Below are 18,079 nucleotides of genomic sequence, written 5' to 3'. Positions count from 1 at the left end.
TATTTTTTGATTATTAATATAATATAAAATTATCGAAATCGACAGCTATGCCTAAATTCATCATACCAAAGACGTCAAGGCAGATTATAGGCCGGATATTGCTGCATCTCGATGAGATAGATTCAACAAATACCTTTCTCCTAAAAAATGAGGCCTTGTTGAGTGAAGATGGATTGACGGTCTATGCCGACAGACAAACTGGCGGCCGCGGCAGGATGGAGCGGAGTTGGTCAGGCGGTGCAGCTGATAAAAGGCATCTTTTTTGCTCTGTTGTCGTACATATCAGAGGATTTTTATGCTATATCTATCCATCTATTACTATCTTAATAGGGCTTGCCACATTTAGAGCCCTAAGGCTTCTCGGGGTTAAAGGACACATGATCAAATGGCCCAACGATATCCTTATCGCAGGCAGGAAACTTTGTGGTATACTTTGTGAAGTGAGATCTGTAGGGGATATGAAGGTCATGGTGGCCGGAATAGGGATAAATCTTGAGGGTGGTCCTGAGCAATTCGGGCCGTCATTGCGTGACAAGGCGACCACACTTGAAGCTAGCGTAGGCATCAAGGTAAAAAGAGATCATATGCTTAATGTCTTGCTTGACGAGATAGACAAGATACTGATTGAGGCCCGGGATGGCCTTGAATCGATATTTCGTGAATGGGAGACATCGTCAGGCATGATCGGCAAGGCCGTTTTGTTTGAGTATCAGGAGGAAGAGATGTCAGGGATTGTGACAGGGCTGGACAGTTCGGGACACCTTATCATAGATACCGACATGGGCTCGATCACCCTTGCTTCTGGTGGGATAAGCCTTAGATGCCCAATTTGATCTCTATTTTCATATGTTTTTATATACTGACAACAATCGCTTGACAAATCAGGGATGGCCAATAATAATGATTGCACTTTTTGCCGAGGTAGCTCAGTCGGTAGAGCAGTGGACTGAAAATCCACGTGTCGGCGGTTCGATTCCGTCCCTCGGCACCAAATGAATATCCATTAACATCCAAAAAATCCTTGTAAAGTTCATAAGCCTGCGTAGAGGCAGGCTTTTTTAGTTGGCGGGAATCAAACCCGGTCATTTACGTATTTGAAAAAAGTCTTTTCTTTTTAATTTAATGCATCCAAATGGTTTAAAATAATAAGCCGAATTCCCTGGTGTTATGAAACAAGATATCTGGGAAAAGCTCTTTTGTATGCGAGAACCTCCACTCGCCGGCAGCCAAAAATACGAGATGGCCCTCGGCATCCACGGCCAGATTGACCTGATTTTTTCTCTTGAACTCATCAAGTTTTTTCTGTCGCTACGACTCACCCATCTGGCAGCAGTATAATCAACCCCTTCGCAGATCGCATCCACTCCGTATTCCGCCTTGAGCTGCGCCATAGTCACTTCAAACTGCAATAATCCTACTGCGCCCAGGATGTAACTACTGCCAAGGATGGGCTGAAACAGCTGTACCGCGCCCTTCTCACTCAACTGTAGCAATCCCTTGTGAAGTTGTTTGATCTTGACTGGATTTTTGAGCAGTACCTTGCGAAAATGTTCGGGTGCAAAACTTGGGATGCCGGTGAATTTGAGTTTTTCTTTGTTTGTAAAGGTGTCGCCTATCTTGATAGTGCCATGATTATTGATGCCAAGTTTTTTCTGTCCTGGGCCATGAAGACAATAGCATTGGCCAAGTTATTTCCTTGCCGAGTCTGTGATGGATGACTTCATGCCTTTGATGAATTTCCCTGAGCAGATACGGAAAAATGCGATCCTGTCGCGATGCACCTGGTTCATGTTGGCCTGGATCTTAAAGACAAAACCTGAAAAGTTCTCTTCCTCAGGCAAAACCATTCGGCTGACAGTGGCCCTTGGGCCGGATGCAGGTGCAAGCTCAACAAAGGCATCAAGTAACTCCTTGACCCCAAAATTGTTGATTGCGCTGCCGAAAAACACAGGGGTCTGGTTTGCCTTTAGATATTCCATATAATTAAAGGCGCTACCGCTCCGTCCAACAGGGCAACGTCCTTACGTAGTTGTTCCGCTTGACTTCCAAGCAAACGATCCAGCATCGGATCTTTAAGGCTGTTTATCACGATGCCTTCCCGAGATCTGGTGTCAAGACCAGGGGTTAATAGATGCAGCTCCCTTCGATATAGGTTATAGACGCCTTTGAAGCCCTTGCCCATATCTATGGCCAAGAAAGCGGCACGCATTCGATCTGGAGTTTATCCTCGATATCGGCTATATATTTAACGGATCGATCCCTTCCCTGTCCAGCTTATTGATAAAGGTCATGACCGGGATATTTCTCATCCGGCAGACCTCCATAAGCTTTTCGGTTTGAGACCCTATGCCTTTGGCATTGTCAATCACTATGAGGGTGCTATCAACAGCAGTCAGCACACGGTATGTGTCTTCAGAAAATCCTGATGCCCCGGGGTGTCTAGGAGGTTGATCTCAAAGCCCCTGTAATTGAACTTCATCACAGAAGTGATGACAGAAAGGTACGACGACTTCGCTCTCTTTTTGGAGCTTGTTCATTTTTCGATCCTTTTTTTCTGCCGGTCCTGGGTGCGGATTGACCAACTGTGATATTTGATTCATAATCAAAATATCCGGACATCTTGTGGTTGTCCATGATCAAACCATAGGGACGTCTGCAGACAATTTTGTAAAAAGGATATAAAATGACAATAATCCAAGACCGAGACGAGATATTGCAACTCATAAAAACAGCAAGAACTATTGCTGTAGTGGGTATATCGCCTGACACCCAAAGGGCGAGTTATCTGGTAACACAGCGGGTCATCGGACAGGGCATCTTCAAGATCTATCTGGTGAATCCAGTCCATGCCGGGGCAGAAATATTAGGGAGGAAGGTGCTCGCTTTTCTCAAAGATGTCCCTGAACCCATTGATATTGTGGACGTCTTCAGAAGACCTGACGCCACTGCGCCGATATTTGAAGATGCGATCAAGACTGGAGCAAAAATTATTTGGCTCCAGCCAGGCACAGAAAACGACGAGATAATCAGTCGCTATCAAGACAGGATCATGATTGTAAAAGACGCATGTCTTGGCGTCATGACCGGTCAGGCCTTTGCCAGCAGTAAAGAACATGTGGGTTAGGTCTTGAGAAAGGTCGCTATCTATCTAGGCTAGGTCCTAGCTATACCTCAATTTCATAAAACCATCTCCTGGTAAGCGGTAGGTCGTCCCTCCTTCCCAGAGAATAAAGAAACTGAAAGACGTGCATCGGCCCGTAACGAAATGCCGTTTGTGAGCCGGTCAGGTACAGCCGCCACATCCTTACGAATTGTTCGCCCATCATATCTTTTACGGTCTGAACATTTGCCTCAAAACGTCTGAGCCAGTGTCCGAGGGTCATATCGTAGTGTGGGCGCAGGTCCTCCATGTCTATAAAGTCAAAACCATGTGCCTCGGCCGCCTCCAATATCTCTCCGGCAGCCGGTATATAACCGCCTGGGAATATATATGTGGTTATCCATGAATCCATTTCCTTTGGGCTTGTTCTTGAGATAGTGTGGAGCAACATCAGGCCGCCAGGACGTAGGAGGTTCGAGGCCTTTTTGAAAAACAGATGGATATTTTCCTTTCCTACATGTTCGAACATACCAACCGATACGATACGGTCAAAAGGAGACGTCTCCAGTTCCCTGTAATCCTCAAGCCTGATATTCACCTGCCCGGAAAGCCCTTGCTCCTCAACCTTTTTTTTGCAAGGGCATATTGCTGTTCAGATAAGGTGATGCCAACTACCGAACAACCGTATATCTTCGCCGCATAGATCGCAAGACTTCCCCAGCCGCAGCCGATATCAAGAAGACGTTGGCCAGTGCTGAGTCTCAACTTGTGCAGGGTATAGGCGATCTTTCTGCGCTGAGCCTCTTCAAGGGTATCGCCTGGGGAAGAGAAAATAGCGCATGAATAGTTGAGTCCGTCGTCAAGCCATAATTTGTAGAAGTCATTTCCCTTGTCATAATGGGCCTGAACGTCTATTTTTGATTGCCTGATGCCGCCTCTTGCCTTGTTTTTGATGCCTGCCCAACAGATACGCGCCTTTTGGCTGAAGGATAATTTAGATTGAATGCCGGTCCTGTATACCAGGCTCAACAGCGCGCCCAGATCCCCTTCTATATCTATATCGCCATTGACATATGCATTACCAAATGCCAGAGATGGATCACCCGTAAAAATGGAATCAATGATATCGGGCTGTTTGATATGTAGGACAAACTGATGTGATCCCTCGCCAAACGAGAGTTCGGTTCCATCCCAAAGACGAACCTTACACGCAAAAGGTGGACTTTCCTTCAATATACAATCTAAAAATCCGACAGCACGTCTTGTGTCCATTTTGATGCCTCCATCGTTAATTTTCTTCTATAATATCATTCAACCTCCTCTGAAATTCCTCATTGGCAGCCGCCCTTTTAAGGAGATCAGGATCCAGTCCTACAGCTTCATCTTTTTTAGGTTTAAATTCGTCGCTTACGAGGTCAGAGACATCGATATCCACAAGTCTGGTCTGTCCTTTTATCTGGTTAGCACCGCCATTTTCAATTATGGCACGCTTGGCGCTGTAGGCCAACTCAAACCAATTTATAGATTCATCAGCCGAGACCCCCTCCCAAAGCAACCCCTTCAGACCTCTGAGATCGGTCCCGCATCTTTTGCAGACCTCATGATGATCAAAACTAATTGTCCCACAGCCTGGACATCTCATTTTATTTGCCTCCTTATTACGATAATTTGGCGTCGACCATTTACAATTCATTTAAAATATATCATATAGCCATTAGATTTTTCAAAAAAAATAGGGTAAGAAAATATTATGGCATCCTTTTGCAGTCAAAAATCATCTCTTATTATTATGTTGGGTCTTTTAACTGTATTTCTTTCATCCTGCACTGGCCCCCCGAAGACCCATTTGGTATCAGATGCATCTATCTTGAAGGTGGGTCAGAGCCAGACAGATGTGCTCAAACTGTTCGGACCGCCCTATGCCAGCCAGACTAACGCCAAGGGCCAGGAAGAGTGGTATTATTATGAAGTCAACAAACATTTTTGGCAGCGCATACCTCTGCTTGGGAAATATCTGGGGGGAGAAAAGATTGAGGCCCTGCAGATCATTTTCGAGTCGAGGAAGGTCATAAAAGTGCAGTATTATGTCGTCCCAGGCAGCTGATAGATCCGGCAGCGACCGATTCAAAATAGCTAGAGAGAGGATGGTTGGGCTGCAACTTGCGTCCAACGGGATAACGGACGAAAGGGTGCTGGCGGCTATGCGCAAGGTGCCAAGACATCTTTTTGTCGATGAGGCCTTGTGGGACCAGGCATATGGCGATTTTCCTTTGCCTATAGGCTATGCCCAGACTATTTCTCAGCCCTATATCGTGGCCTTGATGACGCAGGAACTCGGGCTGAAGGGTATTGAGAAGGTGCTTGAGGTAGGCACTGGTTCAGGTTATCAAGCCGCCATACTTGGTGAGCTTGCAAGGTCGGTCTTCAGTGTTGAGAGGGTGCCAGCCCTGCTCATAAGGGCAAGAAAGACCCTGGATAGTCTAGGTTATTCCAATGTTTATCTGAAACTTGATGACGGGACATGGGGATGGCGAGACGAGGCACCGTTTGACGCCATAATTGTTACCGCAGGATCCCCGATGGTACCCAAACCGCTTGTTGACCAGCTTGGAGATCCTGGCGTATTGATCATCCCTGTCGGTGATGAATATTCCCAAGTATTGGTGAAGATAACAAAAAGCGACGGTAGGTTGGAACAGAAGAACATAACAGGGGTGCGTTTTGTAAGGTTGATCGGTGAGCATGGATGGAAGGAGTAGGTTTAATTAAGGGGTCTGATTAAAGATATGATGCGAAGGATTGGGGTGATAGGCGCGGGTCTGTGCGATCCTGAGATTGCCGCAATGGCTGAACAGGCAGGGCGCATGATAGCGGAACGGGGCGCCATTTTATATTGCGGCGGTCTAGGAGGAGTGATGGAGGCCGCGGCAAAAGGGGCGTTTAATGCAGGAGGCATTACGGTTGGCATACTTCCTGGGCCGAAAGCGGCAGATGCTAATCCTTACATAAAAATACCTGTAATGACGGACATGGGATACGCAAGAAATGTAATACTTGTCAGGTCATGTGAGGTGCTTATAGCCATTGCTGGCTCGTACGGCACGCTCGCAGAGGCATCCATCGCCTTAAAGATGTGGAAACCGGTCATCGGCCTGAAGACATGGGAAAATCTCAAAGGCGTTTATTATGTCGATTCCCCTAAAGAGGCCGTAGACAAGGCATTCGAAATGTTGCTTTAATGGCAATAAAAGGGGGCATGGAAATTTTAGATTCAGCCATTCAACTCTTGCTTCATCTTGACAATTACTTGGATTTGTTTGTCCGGGGTTACGGTCCGTTTATCTATCTGATATTGTTTTTGATAGTATTCGCAGAAACGGGATTGGTCATAGCCCCATTTCTCCCGGGCGATTCACTCCTTTTTGTAACAGGTACATTGGCCGCTTCAGGCGCAATGGACATTAGGCTTCTGATGGTTTTGCTGATAATTTCAGCGGTCCTTGGGGATACGGTAAATTACTGGGCTGGTTATTGCGTCGGACCTATGGTGTTTCGCATGGAAAGCTCACGTCTTCTAAATAAAAAACACCTGGAAAGAACGCATTTATTCTATGAAAAATATGGCGGTAAGACTATAATAATCGCACGTTTCATTCCTATAATCCGTACTTTTGCGCCGTTTGTTGCAGGGATCGGCAGAATGACTTATAGGCGCTTTGTTGCCTACAATATAATAGGTGGCTCCTTGTGGGTGACGCTCTTTCTGTTGGGCGGTTTCTTTTTCGGCAATATATCATTCGTCAAAAAAAACCTGACCTCTTTTATCTTTTTTATCATCATTTTTTCCATCATGCCTGGGGTAATTGAATATACAAGGGCCAGATACGGTAAAGCCAGGGCCTAGCCCTGTTTGTATTCATGTTGAAGCATCTGAAGATCTTTCCAGACATCGAGCTTTACAGACTTTTGCCTGTCACCGGCAAGACGTAGAATATAGGCCGGATGATAAGTGACAACCACCTTTATGTCCAATATATCATTTGGTCGATCGATCCGCATTGACGACACCGGCAGATCTGGCAGGGAATAAAGGACGCCCCTTAGTTCATGTAACGGCTTTCTGACATTCAAGAGCCATTGCGCGGCAATCTGGCCTAGCGCCAAGATGAGCTTCGGGGAAACTGCGCATATCTGTAAGGCCAAAAATGGTATACATGAAGCGATCTCGCCTGGTTTCGGCGTCCGGTTAGCCGGGGGTCGGCACTTTATGACGCTTGTTATATATGTATCACTTCTTTCAATATCTATAGCCTTTAGCATCTTTGCCAAGAGTTTTCCTGAAGGTCCTACAAAAGGACGTCCCTCTATATCTTCTTCTCTCCCTGGGGCTTCGCCTACAATAAGAAGACGCGCATCACCAGGGCCCTCTCCAAAGACTATGCCTTTTCTCGTTTTGTGGAGTCCACACCTTTTGCAATCTCCAAGCAGATCCTTCACCTCAAGGAGCCCTGCTTCCCCTTTGGGCAAAGATATTTTTGTCGCCGGCACTGTAGCATCCCATTTGCCGTTCTGAAAATTATGTAAGCAGTCAGCGGACCCTCCAAGAAAGGCATTGATATGGCGCGTCCTCTCCACGACCTCTGTGCCGAGTTCCCTTTGAAATCTGATCCAATTGATGATATCGTGTATAAAATCAGTAAATTTGTCGAAGGTCATAGATGGTCGCTGCATGAATGGTCGCAAATATCATCCTCTGCCCCTATAAATAAATGAATCGATAAAATTATGAAAGAGGCATAAAAGATAAAAGGTGATAAAAACAGCGATTTTGTTGATAGTCTGTTATGTCGCATCCATGTCGTGTTGCCTGAAACAGGTATGTGCCGATGAGCCAAAAGACGCAAAGAGACTCTTTGAGAAAAAATGCGGAATCTGCCACTCGATAGAAAGGCCAAAGTCGATGAGGATGAGTAGGAACGAATGGAAAAAGACGGTCATTAGGATGCGGGAACATGCAAGGGTTTTTACGGATGCCGAGGCCGAGATCATCATTGATTATCTTGCCGAGCACTATGGCCGTTAAACATCTTTCCGATCATTCATGCCTCAAGGCCTCAATTGGATTTAAGAGTGAGGCCTTATAAGCAGGATAAAAACCGAAGAATACCCCGGTAACAACCGAAAAGCCAAAGGCTAGGACTATAGAGATAGGCGAGATAAGCGTTGGCCATCCGGTTGTTGCCACGGCCAAGGTCACCCCCATGCCCATAATTATCCCGATAATACCCCCCGATACTGAAAGCGTGACGGCCTCAATAAGAAACTGGAGTCTTATATCCCATGTCTTAGCACCAACCGCCATCCTTATCCCGATCTCTCTTGTCCTTTCTGTTACTGAAACGAGCATGATGTTCATTATCCCGATGCCGCCTACCACCAATGATATGGACGCTATTGCGCCAAGCAAGAGGGACATGATCTTTGCAGTCTTTTCAGCGGCCTTGAGTATTTGGGTGAGGTTTTTTACAGTAAAGTCATTCTCTTGTTTAGGCCCGATGTGGTGTCTCTGCTTCAAAAGCTCTGTTATTTGTTCTTCGGCAGGGCCTAGTTCATTAGCCCCTTTGGCGCTTACAAGGATGATCTTTACCACACCTGGAAATGGGACGCCGAAGAGCTTCTTTTGCGCCGTTGTGACAGGTACATATATGGCGTCGTCCTGATCCTGCCCGTTCGGCGACTGACCTTTTTCGGCAAGCACGCCGATTACGGTGAACGGGACGTTTTTAATCCTTATGATCTGCCCGATCGGATTGATAGCACCAAATAAGTTGTCTACTACGGTCTTGCCTAGGAGGCATACCTTTGCAGCAGCCTTTACGTCATCTTGTGTAAAATATCTGCCTGACGCAATGGGCCAATCTCTTAGATCGAACATGCTGGGCGTTGTGCCAGTAACCAATGTTGACCAGTTCTGATTACCATACATTACCTGTGCCACACCGCTGTCTACAGGGGCTACATACAAGACAGCCGGACATTGTTTCTTGATGGCCTCAGCATCTGAAAGCGTGAGCGTCAGCTGGGTGCCGCTTCCCATTCTTACGCCGCTGGCAGTGCTTGCACCTGGCAATACTATCAGGAGATTGCTGCCTATGCTCTTTATTTGCTCGTCGAGCATCATCCTTGCGCCGTTTCCCAGGGCGAGCATTACAATGACAGCGGCGACGCCTATGATGATGCCAAGCATAGTAAGGACAGAGCGCATCTTGTTTGTCATCAAGGCGTCGAAAGCTATCTTGAGAGATGGGACGACCCCGATCACTTTTTGACCTCCTCGTCACTGACGACCGCTCCATCTGAGAATTTTATAATGCGTCTTGCAAAAGATGCTATATCAGGTTCATGGGTGACAAGAATGAGTGTAACCCTAAGCCCATTATTCAGTTTCGTAAAAAGATCCATAATCTCATAACTCGTCTTTGTGTCGAGGTTTCCTGTTGGCTCATCTGCAAGTATGATCGAGGCGTTATTCACAAGGGCCCTGGCAATGGCTATCCTTTGCTGTTGACCGCCGGAGAGTTGAGTCGGATAATTGAACGCCTTCTGCTCGAGGCCTACAGATCTCAGGGCCTCAAGCGCCAGCTCTCTGCGCTTCTTGGCCGCAAGCCCTGCATACAGCATAGGGAGCTCGACATTTTCAATCACCTTGGTCCGTTGGAGGAGATTAAAACCTTGGAATATAAATCCGATCTTTTTGTTCCTTATCTCAGAAAGTTCATCACTGCTCAAATTGTTTACATCCACACCGTCCAGACGATACTCTCCACTCGTAGGCTTGTCGAGGCAGCCTATTAAGTTCATGAAGGTTGATTTGCCTGAACCAGATGCGCCCATGACTGCTACAAACTCACCTGAATCGATGGAAAGCGAGACGTCCTTTAATGCATATATTTCGACATCGCCGAATCTGTATACCTTTCCCAATCCCTTGGTTTCTATGAGAGCCATGGCGTTAATCTTAAAAATGCATATGCGTAGCAAATTGCGTCTTTTGTTCTTCCGATCTGTCAATGGCCTCGGTAATGACCATATCCCCTTCCTTAAGCCTCCCTGAAGTTACCTCGGTATAAGTGCCGTCGGTTATCCCTGTTGTTATTGCAATGCGCACAGGTCGTCCATTGCCATCGAGCACCCATACACCTGGCCCTTTTGGAACAGCTTGCCCGCCCGCTTTTTTCCCTGAAAGGCCCGGGGGCTTGAAGCGCAGGGCTGTATTTGGGACCATAAGTACGTCTTTTCTGGACTTCGTAATTATTGAGACATTCGCCGTCATGCCTGGCTTAAGTTTTAGCTCAGGATTGTCCACTTTTATTACTACATCATAAGTCACTACATTTTGTATGGTGGTCGGAGCAATCCTGACCTCGGAGACCTTGCCCTTAAAAGGCAGTTCAGGATAGGCATCAACAGTGAATTCGGCGTCCTGACCGACGGCGATACTACCTATGTCGGCCTCGTCTATATTTGTATCTATCTGCATCTTGGTTAGGTCTTCGGCTATAGTAAAGAGCGTAGGGGTCTGGAAACTGGCGGCGACCGTCTGCCCGACATCGACCTTTCTCGAAACGACGACGCCGTTTACGGGTGAGAGTATCTTTGTATATTTGAGATTTGTCTTTGCATATTTGAGATCTGCCTCAAGTTGACCTATCTGAGCCTCATATGCCGCTACCTGGGCCTTTGCCGTTTCATAGTTTGTCTCTGCTGTATCGAGATCACTTCTTGCAACCAGATCCTTTGAAAAGAGCTCCCTATATCTTTCCATGGTGCGTCTGGCATCGATCATGGTAGCTTTTGCCTTTTCAAGATTCGCCTTTCCGACATCAAGATTAGCCTTTGCCTTTTCGACCTGTGCCTCAAACAGAGTCGGGTCGATCATGGCTATCAATTCGCCTTTTTTTACAACTGAATTAAAATCGACATAGATATATTTAATAGTTCCGGAGACCTGTGTACCCACATCCACGGTGGTCACCGGATTTACAGTGCCGGTTGCCGTAACACTGGCCTTGATCTCGCCGCATTTTACAATTTCTGTTTTAAATTTCGGCACATCTTTGCTGTTTCTCATAAAGAAAAACAGAAATAGCCCCAAGATCGTAATGACCGTGATAGTGACGGCTATTTTTTTCATATTACTCACCCATTGCCTTTTGAAGGGCTGCAAATGCCACCCTATAGTCATAAAGGGCCTGGATATAGGCCAACTTAGCGTTTTCAAGGGCGATTTCTGAATCCGTAACTTCGATTGGGTTTCCAATACCCGCCTTATATCTTCCCATCGCCAGATCAAGATTTTCCTGTGCCTGCGTTACCCCGAGCTCAGCCACAGGCACTCTTTCCCCAGCCTCGACAAGATTGAGATATGCCTGTTTTACATCAAGAAATATACTGTTCTTAAGGGATTCCTCTTTTGCCGAGATTGAATCTAGGTTTGCCCTGGCCTCTTCAACTTGATATTTTGTAAGAAATCCGCTGAAGATAGGAAATGTTATATTTACTCCTACTGTCCATCCGTCTGAAAGTGGGAAGCCAGCACCATCAACATTATATGAGGCATTGCCGCTGACAGATGGATAGTATCCCTTTTTCGCAAGCTCTATGGAGGCGCTGGCCGCTTTTTTTTGTGCCAGAATTGAACTTAGATCCGGTCTTGCGGAATACGCCTTTTTGAGCGCCTCTTCAAAATCTATTTTGATAGGTGAAAAATCAAGTATATCTTCGAGCTCATATCCATCTATGTCTGGGACGCCCATTGAGTTGTTTAATTCCGCCATGGCGATTTTTACTGAATTCTGTGCATTTATAAGGTTGAGCTTTGCATTGCTCAGATCAACTCTTGCCTTGGTGACGTCGAATTTAGGTCTTATTCCAACCTTATAAAAGCCTTCGGCCTGTTTGAGATGAAGTTCGAATTGCGCTACCGCATCTTGTGCGACCTTAAGGTTTCTTTTTGCCCTTAATACTCCGAAATATGCCTGTTTGACATTGAATATAACCTGATTTGTCGTTGTTTTAAGATCAGATTTGGACGAAAGAAGATTGAGGCGGCTTATTTTGACCTGTGTAGACGTCTTTCCGAAATCATAGAGATTTTGTTTTAAAAGAAAGCCGCCAGAGTAGTCGTTAAATGATCTGTTTGTAAGTCCGTTATCGGGCGAATATTTGCTGTATCCGGCAGTCATGTCGATCTCAGGTAGATAACCTGATTTAGCCTGTCCCACCCTGCTCTCCTTTGCCTTTATATCGCCCAATCCGGCCAATATGTCCGGCTGATGTTTGAGTGCGATGTCTATGCAATCTTCAAGGGTCAATGTCTTGGTCTTGGGCTCGTTCTCCCCTGAGGCATTAACAAGGGCAGGGAAAAACAAAAAATACATAGCAAGAAGGGCCAGTATAGGCAGTTTAAAAGGACTCATCGTGTCTGATCGACCTCTTCTTTTTAATAGAGGTTTGTCGAATATAGTGAGTGGCCACTCAATAGTCAAGTTTATTATGGAGATGATTGATTTTCTTGACTCCTATGTCATGGTGAATTATGAATAGAAGCCTGCTTGAAACAGTGGCTTATTTATCTACCAAATAAAAGAGGAAAAAATATGGAAGTAATAAGAAATTTTTTCAAAACGAGGCTATTGCACAATTAGTTAGTCATCTGCTAGGCGCCTGGTATTTTTGTAGATGGCGGACACCCTCAAGCAGAGTATGAATTTCAACGAAATTATGTCGGGCTTCAAAAGCCGTACTGTAATGAAGTAGATAAGGAGCAAAAGATTGGATCAAGACAATCCGATAGTAAAACAACGTCTTAAAAAGGCCGAAGAGCTCGAGGCTATAAATCTGAAACTCTATCCAAACGACATCAAGACGCCAGACAAGATCGCCGATTTGATAGGGGCATATGGCGGGTATGATGCAGAGGCCTTGAAGTCTATTTCTCAGACATTCAGACCTGTTGGCCGCATTATGGGGCTGAGACGTTTCGGAAAGGCTGCCTTCCTGCATATCCAGGACTCATCAGGGCGTATCCAGGTCCATATTTCAAGGGATATGGTAGGGGATGAGTCCTACAGTATTTTCAAGAAATTTGATATAGGCGACATCATCGAGGTAAGTGGATATCTTTTTCGTACCCAGACAGGAGAGCTTACCATATCGGCAAGGTCTATAAGGCTTGTTACCAAATCCCTGCGCCCATTGCCTGAAAAATTCCACGGTTTAAAAGATAAGGAGATCCGCTATCGTCAGCGCTATGTAGACCTAATCATCAATGAAGATGTGCGCCGCGTATTTATTCTTCGCTCCAAAATAATACAGATCGTCAGGAATTATCTTAATGAGTCGGGCTTTCTGGAGGTCGAGACCCCAATGATGCAACCTATAGTGGGTGGTGCGACAGCTAGGCCCTTTGTAACCCATCACAATGCCCTTGGGATTGATCTATATCTGAGGATCGCGCCCGAGCTCTATCTGAAGCGGCTTCTTGTAGGTGGTTTCGAAAGGGTCTTTGAGCTGAACCGTAATTTTAGAAATGAAGGCATTTCTCTCCAGCATAACCCCGAATTCACCATGGTCGAATTTTATGAGGCCTATGCAACCTATGAAGACCTCATAAAAAGGACCGAAGAACTCTTTGTAAGGATAGCGCATGAACTATATGGAAAAGACAAGATCTCTTATCAGGGTCAATCCATCGACCTTTCAAGGCCTTGGCGCAGGCTCACTCTTAAAGACTCGCTTATAGAAATAGGGGGAATACCTGAACGAGAACTTTCAGACAGATATATGATGACAGCGAGATTGAAATCCCTTGGAGCTCCAATAAAGGGGGATGAGCTGCAGGGGAAACTCTGGACAAAGTTATTTGATATCTTGGTAGAGCCACGGCTTATTCAACCGACCTTTATCACGGATTATCCTGTGGATGTTTCTCCTCTTGCCCGTAAAAATGAACAAAACCCAGAAGTCACAGATCGGTTTGAGTTGTTTATAAGCGGGAAGGAGATCGCGAATGCATTTTCCGAGTTAAACGACCCAAGGGATCAATATAGGCGTTTTGAGGAGCAGATCAAGGAGCGAAAGGGCGATGAAGAGATACCGCCCGTGCTGGATGAAGACTATGTAACAGCACTTGAATATGGCATGCCGCCGGCGGCAGGCGAAGGCATAGGAATAGACCGCCTTGTCATGTTATTTTCCGACTCCCCTTCCATCAGGGATGTTATTCTTTTTCCACAACTTAAACCAGAGGCACAGCCAGATGTCTAAATTGCCCTTTGAGTGGTTTATGGCGTTTAGATATCTGAAGGCTAAACGCAAACAGGCGTTTATTTCTCTTATTACCTTTATATCAATCGCAGGTGTGGCTATAGGGGTCATGGCCCTGATAGTGGTCATATCGGTGATGGGTGGCTTTGAAGACCACCTAAGAACCAAAATACTGGGAGTAAGTTCACATATAGTTGTAAGAAGCTACAAAGGGCCTATTTTTGATTATAAAGAAGTTGAAAAAAAGATACTTTCTGTATCGGTTTCAAGAGGCAATTTGCTGGAAAGAATCTTTGGTGTGAACGATAAGGCCAGAGTCGTAGCAGCTACGCCGCTTATCTATATACAAGCCCTTTTGAGCTCAGGTCATGGGGTAAGTGGTGCCATCATCCGGGGAGTCGATCCACGTAGTCTTACAAGGGTGATGGATACTGGCAAGATAATTTCAGGTAAAGGTCTTGTCGCATTGAATCATAGACAGCAAAACGGTCCGCCGCCTATCATCCTCGGCAAGGAATTGGCAAGGACCCTCGGGGTCTCGGTCGGCCAGACCATACAAATAATACTCCCTAGCGGGATGATAACCCCTATTGGAATGCTGCCTAAGATCAGGAGCTTTGTGGTGGTAGGTATAGATACTACTGGCATGTTTGACTATGACTCCTCTCTTGCCTTTATAGGTCTTGAGGATGCACAGAGGCTGCTTCAAATCCGAGGCCAGGTGCACAGCATCGAACTCAAGGTCTCTGACATATATGCCTCGGACAGGCTTGCGCTGGCCATTGATAAAAGGTTAGGTCCGCCTTTCTGGGCTATGGACTGGCAGCAGATGAGCAGAAATCTCTTTTCGGCCTTGAAGCTCGAAAAGCTGGCTATGTTCATCGTGCTTACGTTGATAGTGCTGGTCGCAGCCTTCAATATCGTCAGCACGCTGATCATGATGGTGATGGAAAAGCATCAGGATATAGCGATTTTAAAGGCCATAGGGACAACCGATAGGCAGATACTGAAAATATTTGTCTACAACGGCCTTGCAGTCGGCCTTATCGGCACAGCCATCGGCGTCATGGGAGGGGTAAGTCTCTGTGAGCTGCTTTCAAGATATAAGTTTATAAAGATCCCAAGAGACGTCTATTACACCGACTCACTGCCGATCCTCTTAAGATCATCCGACGTGATTACAATAGCGGCCTGCGCCGTAATTATCTGTTTTATTGCGACTATCTATCCTGCCCGGCAGGCAGCAAAGGTGAATCCGTCCGAGGCATTGAGAAATGGATGATTGATTCGTCTCATATCCTTATGTCCGCGATATACACTGGGCTGTGGGTTGTTACCCGTCTAAAAATATGTCTGGATTATTTAAATTAAATATGAACAGGGAACAAGAAGAGGTATTTTGCGTTAGAAGGGATGATCTTGAGGCGTTGTTCGGCTCCCCCCTGCCGAATGGGGCGTTAAAAGGCCCTACGATTGAAGACGTGTTGGACCTCAAGACCTTTTTTTTGCCAAGAAGTAAGGCCGAGCACGACCCTTCATATAAACAAATTATTCCATATCAACTTTTTCGCTCAGACAGGGTTTTTTTTGTATATCGACGCGGGGAAAAGATAGGCGAAGACCGCCTTATCGGCCGTTTATCCATTGGCATCGGCGGGCATGTAAATATATTGGATACCTGTAGGCCTCATGATCACACCCTCTCGTTTTATCGAGACGCCCTTATAAGGGAACGGATGGAGGAGTTAAGCAATCCAGAGGTTGTGCGCGAGGTATTTTTGGGCTGGATAAACGACGAAAGCAATACAGTAGGCCAGGTACATCTAGGGGCGGTGCATTTATGCGATGTGATTAGGCCCGAGGAGATTAGGACAAAGACCGATGAAGATATCTATTTTGTCGGTTGGTGGACAAAAGAAGAGATAAAGGCGAATAAAGACCTGTTCGAAAGTTGGTCAGTCTTTGCCGTTGAGTTCATCTAAAATCCCAAATAAATGGGCTGTTTTTCCTTTTTTATGACGTACTTAAACAATACTTTATTAAAGCCAGGACCTTCAATGCACTATCTTTTGACTTTACTGAAAACATAAAATATTTATTATAATATAAATTCAAGACGAGGTCCGAATCAGATGTTTGACTACCTGATTTTAATGATTGTTTTGTTCGGCGCCCTGTTTTTTATAGGGCGCACTATATTCAGACAGATAAAAGGTAAAAGTTCAAGTTGTCATATCTGCAGCTGCGGTTGCGAAGGCTGCGGAGATCAGCCGTCAGATGAAAAGAGGATTTGATAGATCAATCTGGCGTATAGGATAGAACCGTCATCTCAATTGCAACACATTTTATGTCTAAATAATGACGATTGTCCCTTTTGATGCAAGCGATCGTATACTTGTCCAGGCAAAGACATGTCTGGCATCTCCTGAACGCGTGATTAAGGAAAGGGAGAGATATGTGCCCCTGCTTCTTAAGGCCTTGAGGCTCTCGAGAGACCTCAACTTGAGACGCGACATACTCCTCCTGCTCGGCAGTTTCGCCAAGGAAGATTTATATTGGCCGCTTTATGAAATCATGTCGGACCCACAGGAGCCTGACGAATTCAGAGACCAGGCCGCAATACACCTAAGCGTTATGGGTGCCTTTTTGGACGATCCACAGGCCCTTATTAGGAGGCTTATAAATGATATAGAAACAGGTGGGCACGATTCTAGAGTGCGCGCAATAATCGCCATAGGTTGGGAGGGAAACTTGGCAGCAGTACTTCCTTTGATTGAGTGTCTATACGATGCAGATCAAGAGATACAGGAGGTCGCAGTAAACGCCCTGTGCAATCTCAAAGATAGCAGGGTGGTAAGTCTCCTTGCAGAGAGACTTAAAAATGGTTCTATTGATCAAAAAAGGGCGATTCTATTCAATCTGTGGCGTTTTAAAGACAGACAAGATGAAGTGGCTGCCATTTATAAAAAAGAAATTGAATCAGGCGATCCCGATTTGCGGCTCGAGATCCTCGCCCTCCTAGACAGGATAGATGGTCAGAATGACCATGCCGATCTCTACAAGTCACTCCTCTTGGATCCTGATGATAAGGTAAGAAATATTGCGCTTGAACGCCTTGGCGCGCTTAAAAAAATTACGCCCGGAGACGCATTGCAATTTCTTAGCGATCCGTCAATGATGGTCAAACGTACCGCCACGAAGATACTTCAACTTTACGGAAAGCCGCCCTGTAACATTCATTGAGTACGATAAGATAATGACTTAAAAGCCTCGGTACCGTCGATTTTTGTGTGAAATTTCGCACAGTATTCCTTGAAGCAGGCAAGGTGCGACCCGATTCGTCCATTTTTAAATTCACACAAAATAGTTGACAGTATCGGTGATCGTGGATAAACGAACCGGCAGGATAAGGTCGATCTATTAAGGAGGCACAGGATGTGGGGACCAGGTTGTTGATTGGGTCAAGGGATGTTTTTGGGAATGCCGTTTGCAATGATAATGGGAACCGCCTTCTGGCTGCTGACGATCTATGTTCTTTCGTTTTTATTTCTAAGATAATAAAAAAGGCGAGATTGATGCAATAGTGGGCACAAAAACCCCTCATCATGCTGCCATTTTCTCAAGGAACCGCCATTCATATCATTCATATAC

Annotated in this window: 21 protein-coding genes, 1 tRNA gene and 2 pseudogenes; 13 read left to right on the top strand and 11 right to left on the bottom strand. The window is 45.7% G+C overall.

The features are described 5' to 3' along the window. The first annotated feature begins 47 nt into the window (after window positions 1-47). On the top strand, window positions 48-833 hold the full coding sequence (locus ACP5SG_RS03660; RefSeq protein ID WP_424661386.1) for a biotin--[acetyl-CoA-carboxylase] ligase: 786 nt from the start codon (window positions 48-50) through the stop codon (window positions 831-833). Between the two features lie 82 nt (window positions 834-915). Further along, a tRNA-Phe gene (locus ACP5SG_RS03655) sits at window positions 916-991 on the top strand. A gap of 91 nt (window positions 992-1,082) precedes the next feature. On the opposite strand, the gene ACP5SG_RS03650 is transcribed toward ACP5SG_RS03655, so the two are convergent. From ACP5SG_RS03650 to ACP5SG_RS03635, 4 genes and pseudogenes are all read right to left on the bottom strand, one after another. Beyond that, on the bottom strand, window positions 1,083-1,535 hold the full coding sequence (locus ACP5SG_RS03650; protein ID WP_428122084.1) for a hypothetical protein: 453 nt from the start codon (window positions 1,533-1,535) through the stop codon (window positions 1,083-1,085). A gap of 153 nt (window positions 1,536-1,688) precedes the next feature. Beyond that, the gene (locus tag ACP5SG_RS03645; RefSeq protein WP_428122046.1) at window positions 1,689-1,979 is read right to left on the bottom strand and encodes a hypothetical protein; all 291 of its coding nucleotides are present in this window, start codon (window positions 1,977-1,979) and stop codon (window positions 1,689-1,691) included. Beyond that, the gene (locus tag ACP5SG_RS03640; RefSeq protein WP_428122043.1) at window positions 1,967-2,209 is read right to left on the bottom strand and encodes a hypothetical protein; all 243 of its coding nucleotides are present in this window, start codon (window positions 2,207-2,209) and stop codon (window positions 1,967-1,969) included. Before ACP5SG_RS03640 ends, ACP5SG_RS03645 begins: the two co-directional genes overlap by 13 nt. A gap of 28 nt (window positions 2,210-2,237) precedes the next feature. Further along, window positions 2,238-2,479, bottom strand: a pseudogene (locus ACP5SG_RS03635) (GTP-binding protein). Between the two features lie 204 nt (window positions 2,480-2,683). Between ACP5SG_RS03635 and ACP5SG_RS03630 the strand changes: the two are divergent. Further along, entirely contained in the window at window positions 2,684-3,124 is a 441-nt protein-coding gene (locus tag ACP5SG_RS03630; RefSeq protein WP_428122040.1) for a CoA-binding protein, read from the top strand. A 40-nt stretch (window positions 3,125-3,164) separates the two neighbouring features. On the opposite strand, the pseudogene ACP5SG_RS03625 reads toward ACP5SG_RS03630, so the two are convergent. Next, a pseudogene (locus ACP5SG_RS03625) lies at window positions 3,165-4,372 on the bottom strand (class I SAM-dependent methyltransferase). 16 nt (window positions 4,373-4,388) lie between these two features. Further along, window positions 4,389-4,742, bottom strand: a complete 354-nt coding sequence (locus ACP5SG_RS03620) for a hypothetical protein (protein ID WP_424661844.1) — start codon at window positions 4,740-4,742, stop codon at window positions 4,389-4,391. 147 nt (window positions 4,743-4,889) lie between these two features. On the opposite strand from ACP5SG_RS03620, the gene ACP5SG_RS03615 reads away from it, so the two are divergent. Genes ACP5SG_RS03615 through ACP5SG_RS03600 form a run of 4 tightly spaced genes read left to right on the top strand, consistent with a single transcriptional unit; the run spans window position 4,890 to window position 7,004 of the window. Next, complete coding sequence (locus ACP5SG_RS03615; protein WP_424661845.1) at window positions 4,890-5,204, top strand: hypothetical protein; 315 nt, start codon at window positions 4,890-4,892, stop codon at window positions 5,202-5,204. Then, window positions 5,185-5,859, top strand: a complete 675-nt coding sequence (locus ACP5SG_RS03610) for a protein-L-isoaspartate(D-aspartate) O-methyltransferase (protein ID WP_428122036.1) — start codon at window positions 5,185-5,187, stop codon at window positions 5,857-5,859. Before ACP5SG_RS03615 ends, ACP5SG_RS03610 begins: the two co-directional genes overlap by 20 nt. 27 nt (window positions 5,860-5,886) lie before the next feature. After that, complete coding sequence (locus ACP5SG_RS03605) at window positions 5,887-6,339, top strand: TIGR00725 family protein (RefSeq protein ID WP_237888160.1); 453 nt, start codon at window positions 5,887-5,889, stop codon at window positions 6,337-6,339. A gap of 17 nt (window positions 6,340-6,356) precedes the next feature. After that, complete coding sequence (locus tag ACP5SG_RS03600; protein ID WP_237888161.1) at window positions 6,357-7,004, top strand: DedA family protein; 648 nt, start codon at window positions 6,357-6,359, stop codon at window positions 7,002-7,004. Here ACP5SG_RS03600 and ACP5SG_RS03595 read toward each other — a convergent pair. Continuing rightward, the gene (locus ACP5SG_RS03595; protein ID WP_237888162.1) at window positions 7,001-7,816 is read right to left on the bottom strand and encodes a uracil-DNA glycosylase; all 816 of its coding nucleotides are present in this window, start codon (window positions 7,814-7,816) and stop codon (window positions 7,001-7,003) included. The two genes, ACP5SG_RS03600 and ACP5SG_RS03595, sit on opposite strands and share 4 nt — an antisense overlap. Window positions 7,817-7,910: 94 nt before the next feature. On the opposite strand from ACP5SG_RS03595, the gene ACP5SG_RS03590 reads away from it, so the two are divergent. After that, on the top strand, window positions 7,911-8,183 hold the full coding sequence (locus ACP5SG_RS03590; protein ID WP_237888163.1) for a hypothetical protein: 273 nt from the start codon (window positions 7,911-7,913) through the stop codon (window positions 8,181-8,183). Window positions 8,184-8,195: 12 nt separating this feature from the next. On the opposite strand, the gene ACP5SG_RS03585 is transcribed toward ACP5SG_RS03590, so the two are convergent. The 4 genes from ACP5SG_RS03585 to ACP5SG_RS03570 are packed head-to-tail and all read right to left on the bottom strand — an operon-like array spanning window position 8,196 to window position 12,579. After that, window positions 8,196-9,422, bottom strand: coding sequence for an ABC transporter permease (locus ACP5SG_RS03585; protein ID WP_237888164.1), 1,227 nt, complete (start codon window positions 9,420-9,422; stop codon window positions 8,196-8,198). Beyond that, window positions 9,419-10,108 carry an ABC transporter ATP-binding protein gene (locus ACP5SG_RS03580; protein WP_237888165.1) on the bottom strand — a complete coding sequence of 230 codons (690 nt, stop codon included), beginning with the start codon at window positions 10,106-10,108 and terminating at the stop codon, window positions 9,419-9,421. Before ACP5SG_RS03580 ends, ACP5SG_RS03585 begins: the two co-directional genes overlap by 4 nt. Window positions 10,109-10,118: 10 nt before the next feature. Beyond that, window positions 10,119-11,294, bottom strand: coding sequence for an efflux RND transporter periplasmic adaptor subunit (locus ACP5SG_RS03575; protein WP_237888166.1), 1,176 nt, complete (start codon window positions 11,292-11,294; stop codon window positions 10,119-10,121). Window position 11,295: 1 nt separating this feature from the next. Beyond that, a complete protein-coding gene (locus ACP5SG_RS03570; RefSeq protein ID WP_424661798.1) occupies window positions 11,296-12,579 on the bottom strand; it encodes a TolC family protein in 1,284 nt (427 codons plus the stop codon). A 355-nt stretch (window positions 12,580-12,934) separates the two neighbouring features. Between ACP5SG_RS03570 and lysS the strand changes: the two genes are divergently transcribed. From lysS to ACP5SG_RS03545, 5 genes are all read left to right on the top strand, one after another. Next, complete coding sequence (gene lysS / locus ACP5SG_RS03565; RefSeq protein ID WP_237888168.1) at window positions 12,935-14,428, top strand: lysine--tRNA ligase; 1,494 nt, start codon at window positions 12,935-12,937, stop codon at window positions 14,426-14,428. Continuing rightward, entirely contained in the window at window positions 14,421-15,710 is a 1,290-nt protein-coding gene (locus ACP5SG_RS03560; RefSeq protein ID WP_330873276.1) for a lipoprotein-releasing ABC transporter permease subunit, read from the top strand. Before lysS ends, ACP5SG_RS03560 begins: the two co-directional genes overlap by 8 nt. A gap of 91 nt (window positions 15,711-15,801) precedes the next feature. Beyond that, the gene (locus tag ACP5SG_RS03555; protein WP_237888169.1) at window positions 15,802-16,410 is read left to right on the top strand and encodes a phosphoesterase; all 609 of its coding nucleotides are present in this window, start codon (window positions 15,802-15,804) and stop codon (window positions 16,408-16,410) included. A gap of 150 nt (window positions 16,411-16,560) precedes the next feature. Continuing rightward, entirely contained in the window at window positions 16,561-16,722 is a 162-nt protein-coding gene (locus tag ACP5SG_RS03550) for a FeoB-associated Cys-rich membrane protein (protein WP_424661797.1), read from the top strand. 64 nt (window positions 16,723-16,786) lie between these two features. Further along, a complete protein-coding gene (locus ACP5SG_RS03545; RefSeq protein WP_424661796.1) occupies window positions 16,787-17,671 on the top strand; it encodes a HEAT repeat domain-containing protein in 885 nt (294 codons plus the stop codon). Window positions 17,672-18,079 lie beyond the last annotated feature (408 nt).

It is taken from the genome of Dissulfurimicrobium sp., assembly GCF_049968175.1.
Lineage (GTDB): Bacteria > Desulfobacterota > Dissulfuribacteria > Dissulfuribacterales > Sh68 > Dissulfurimicrobium > Dissulfurimicrobium hydrothermale.
The sequence above is the reverse complement of the archived record's forward strand: the minus strand, read 5'-3'. Positions and strand labels throughout refer to the sequence as shown.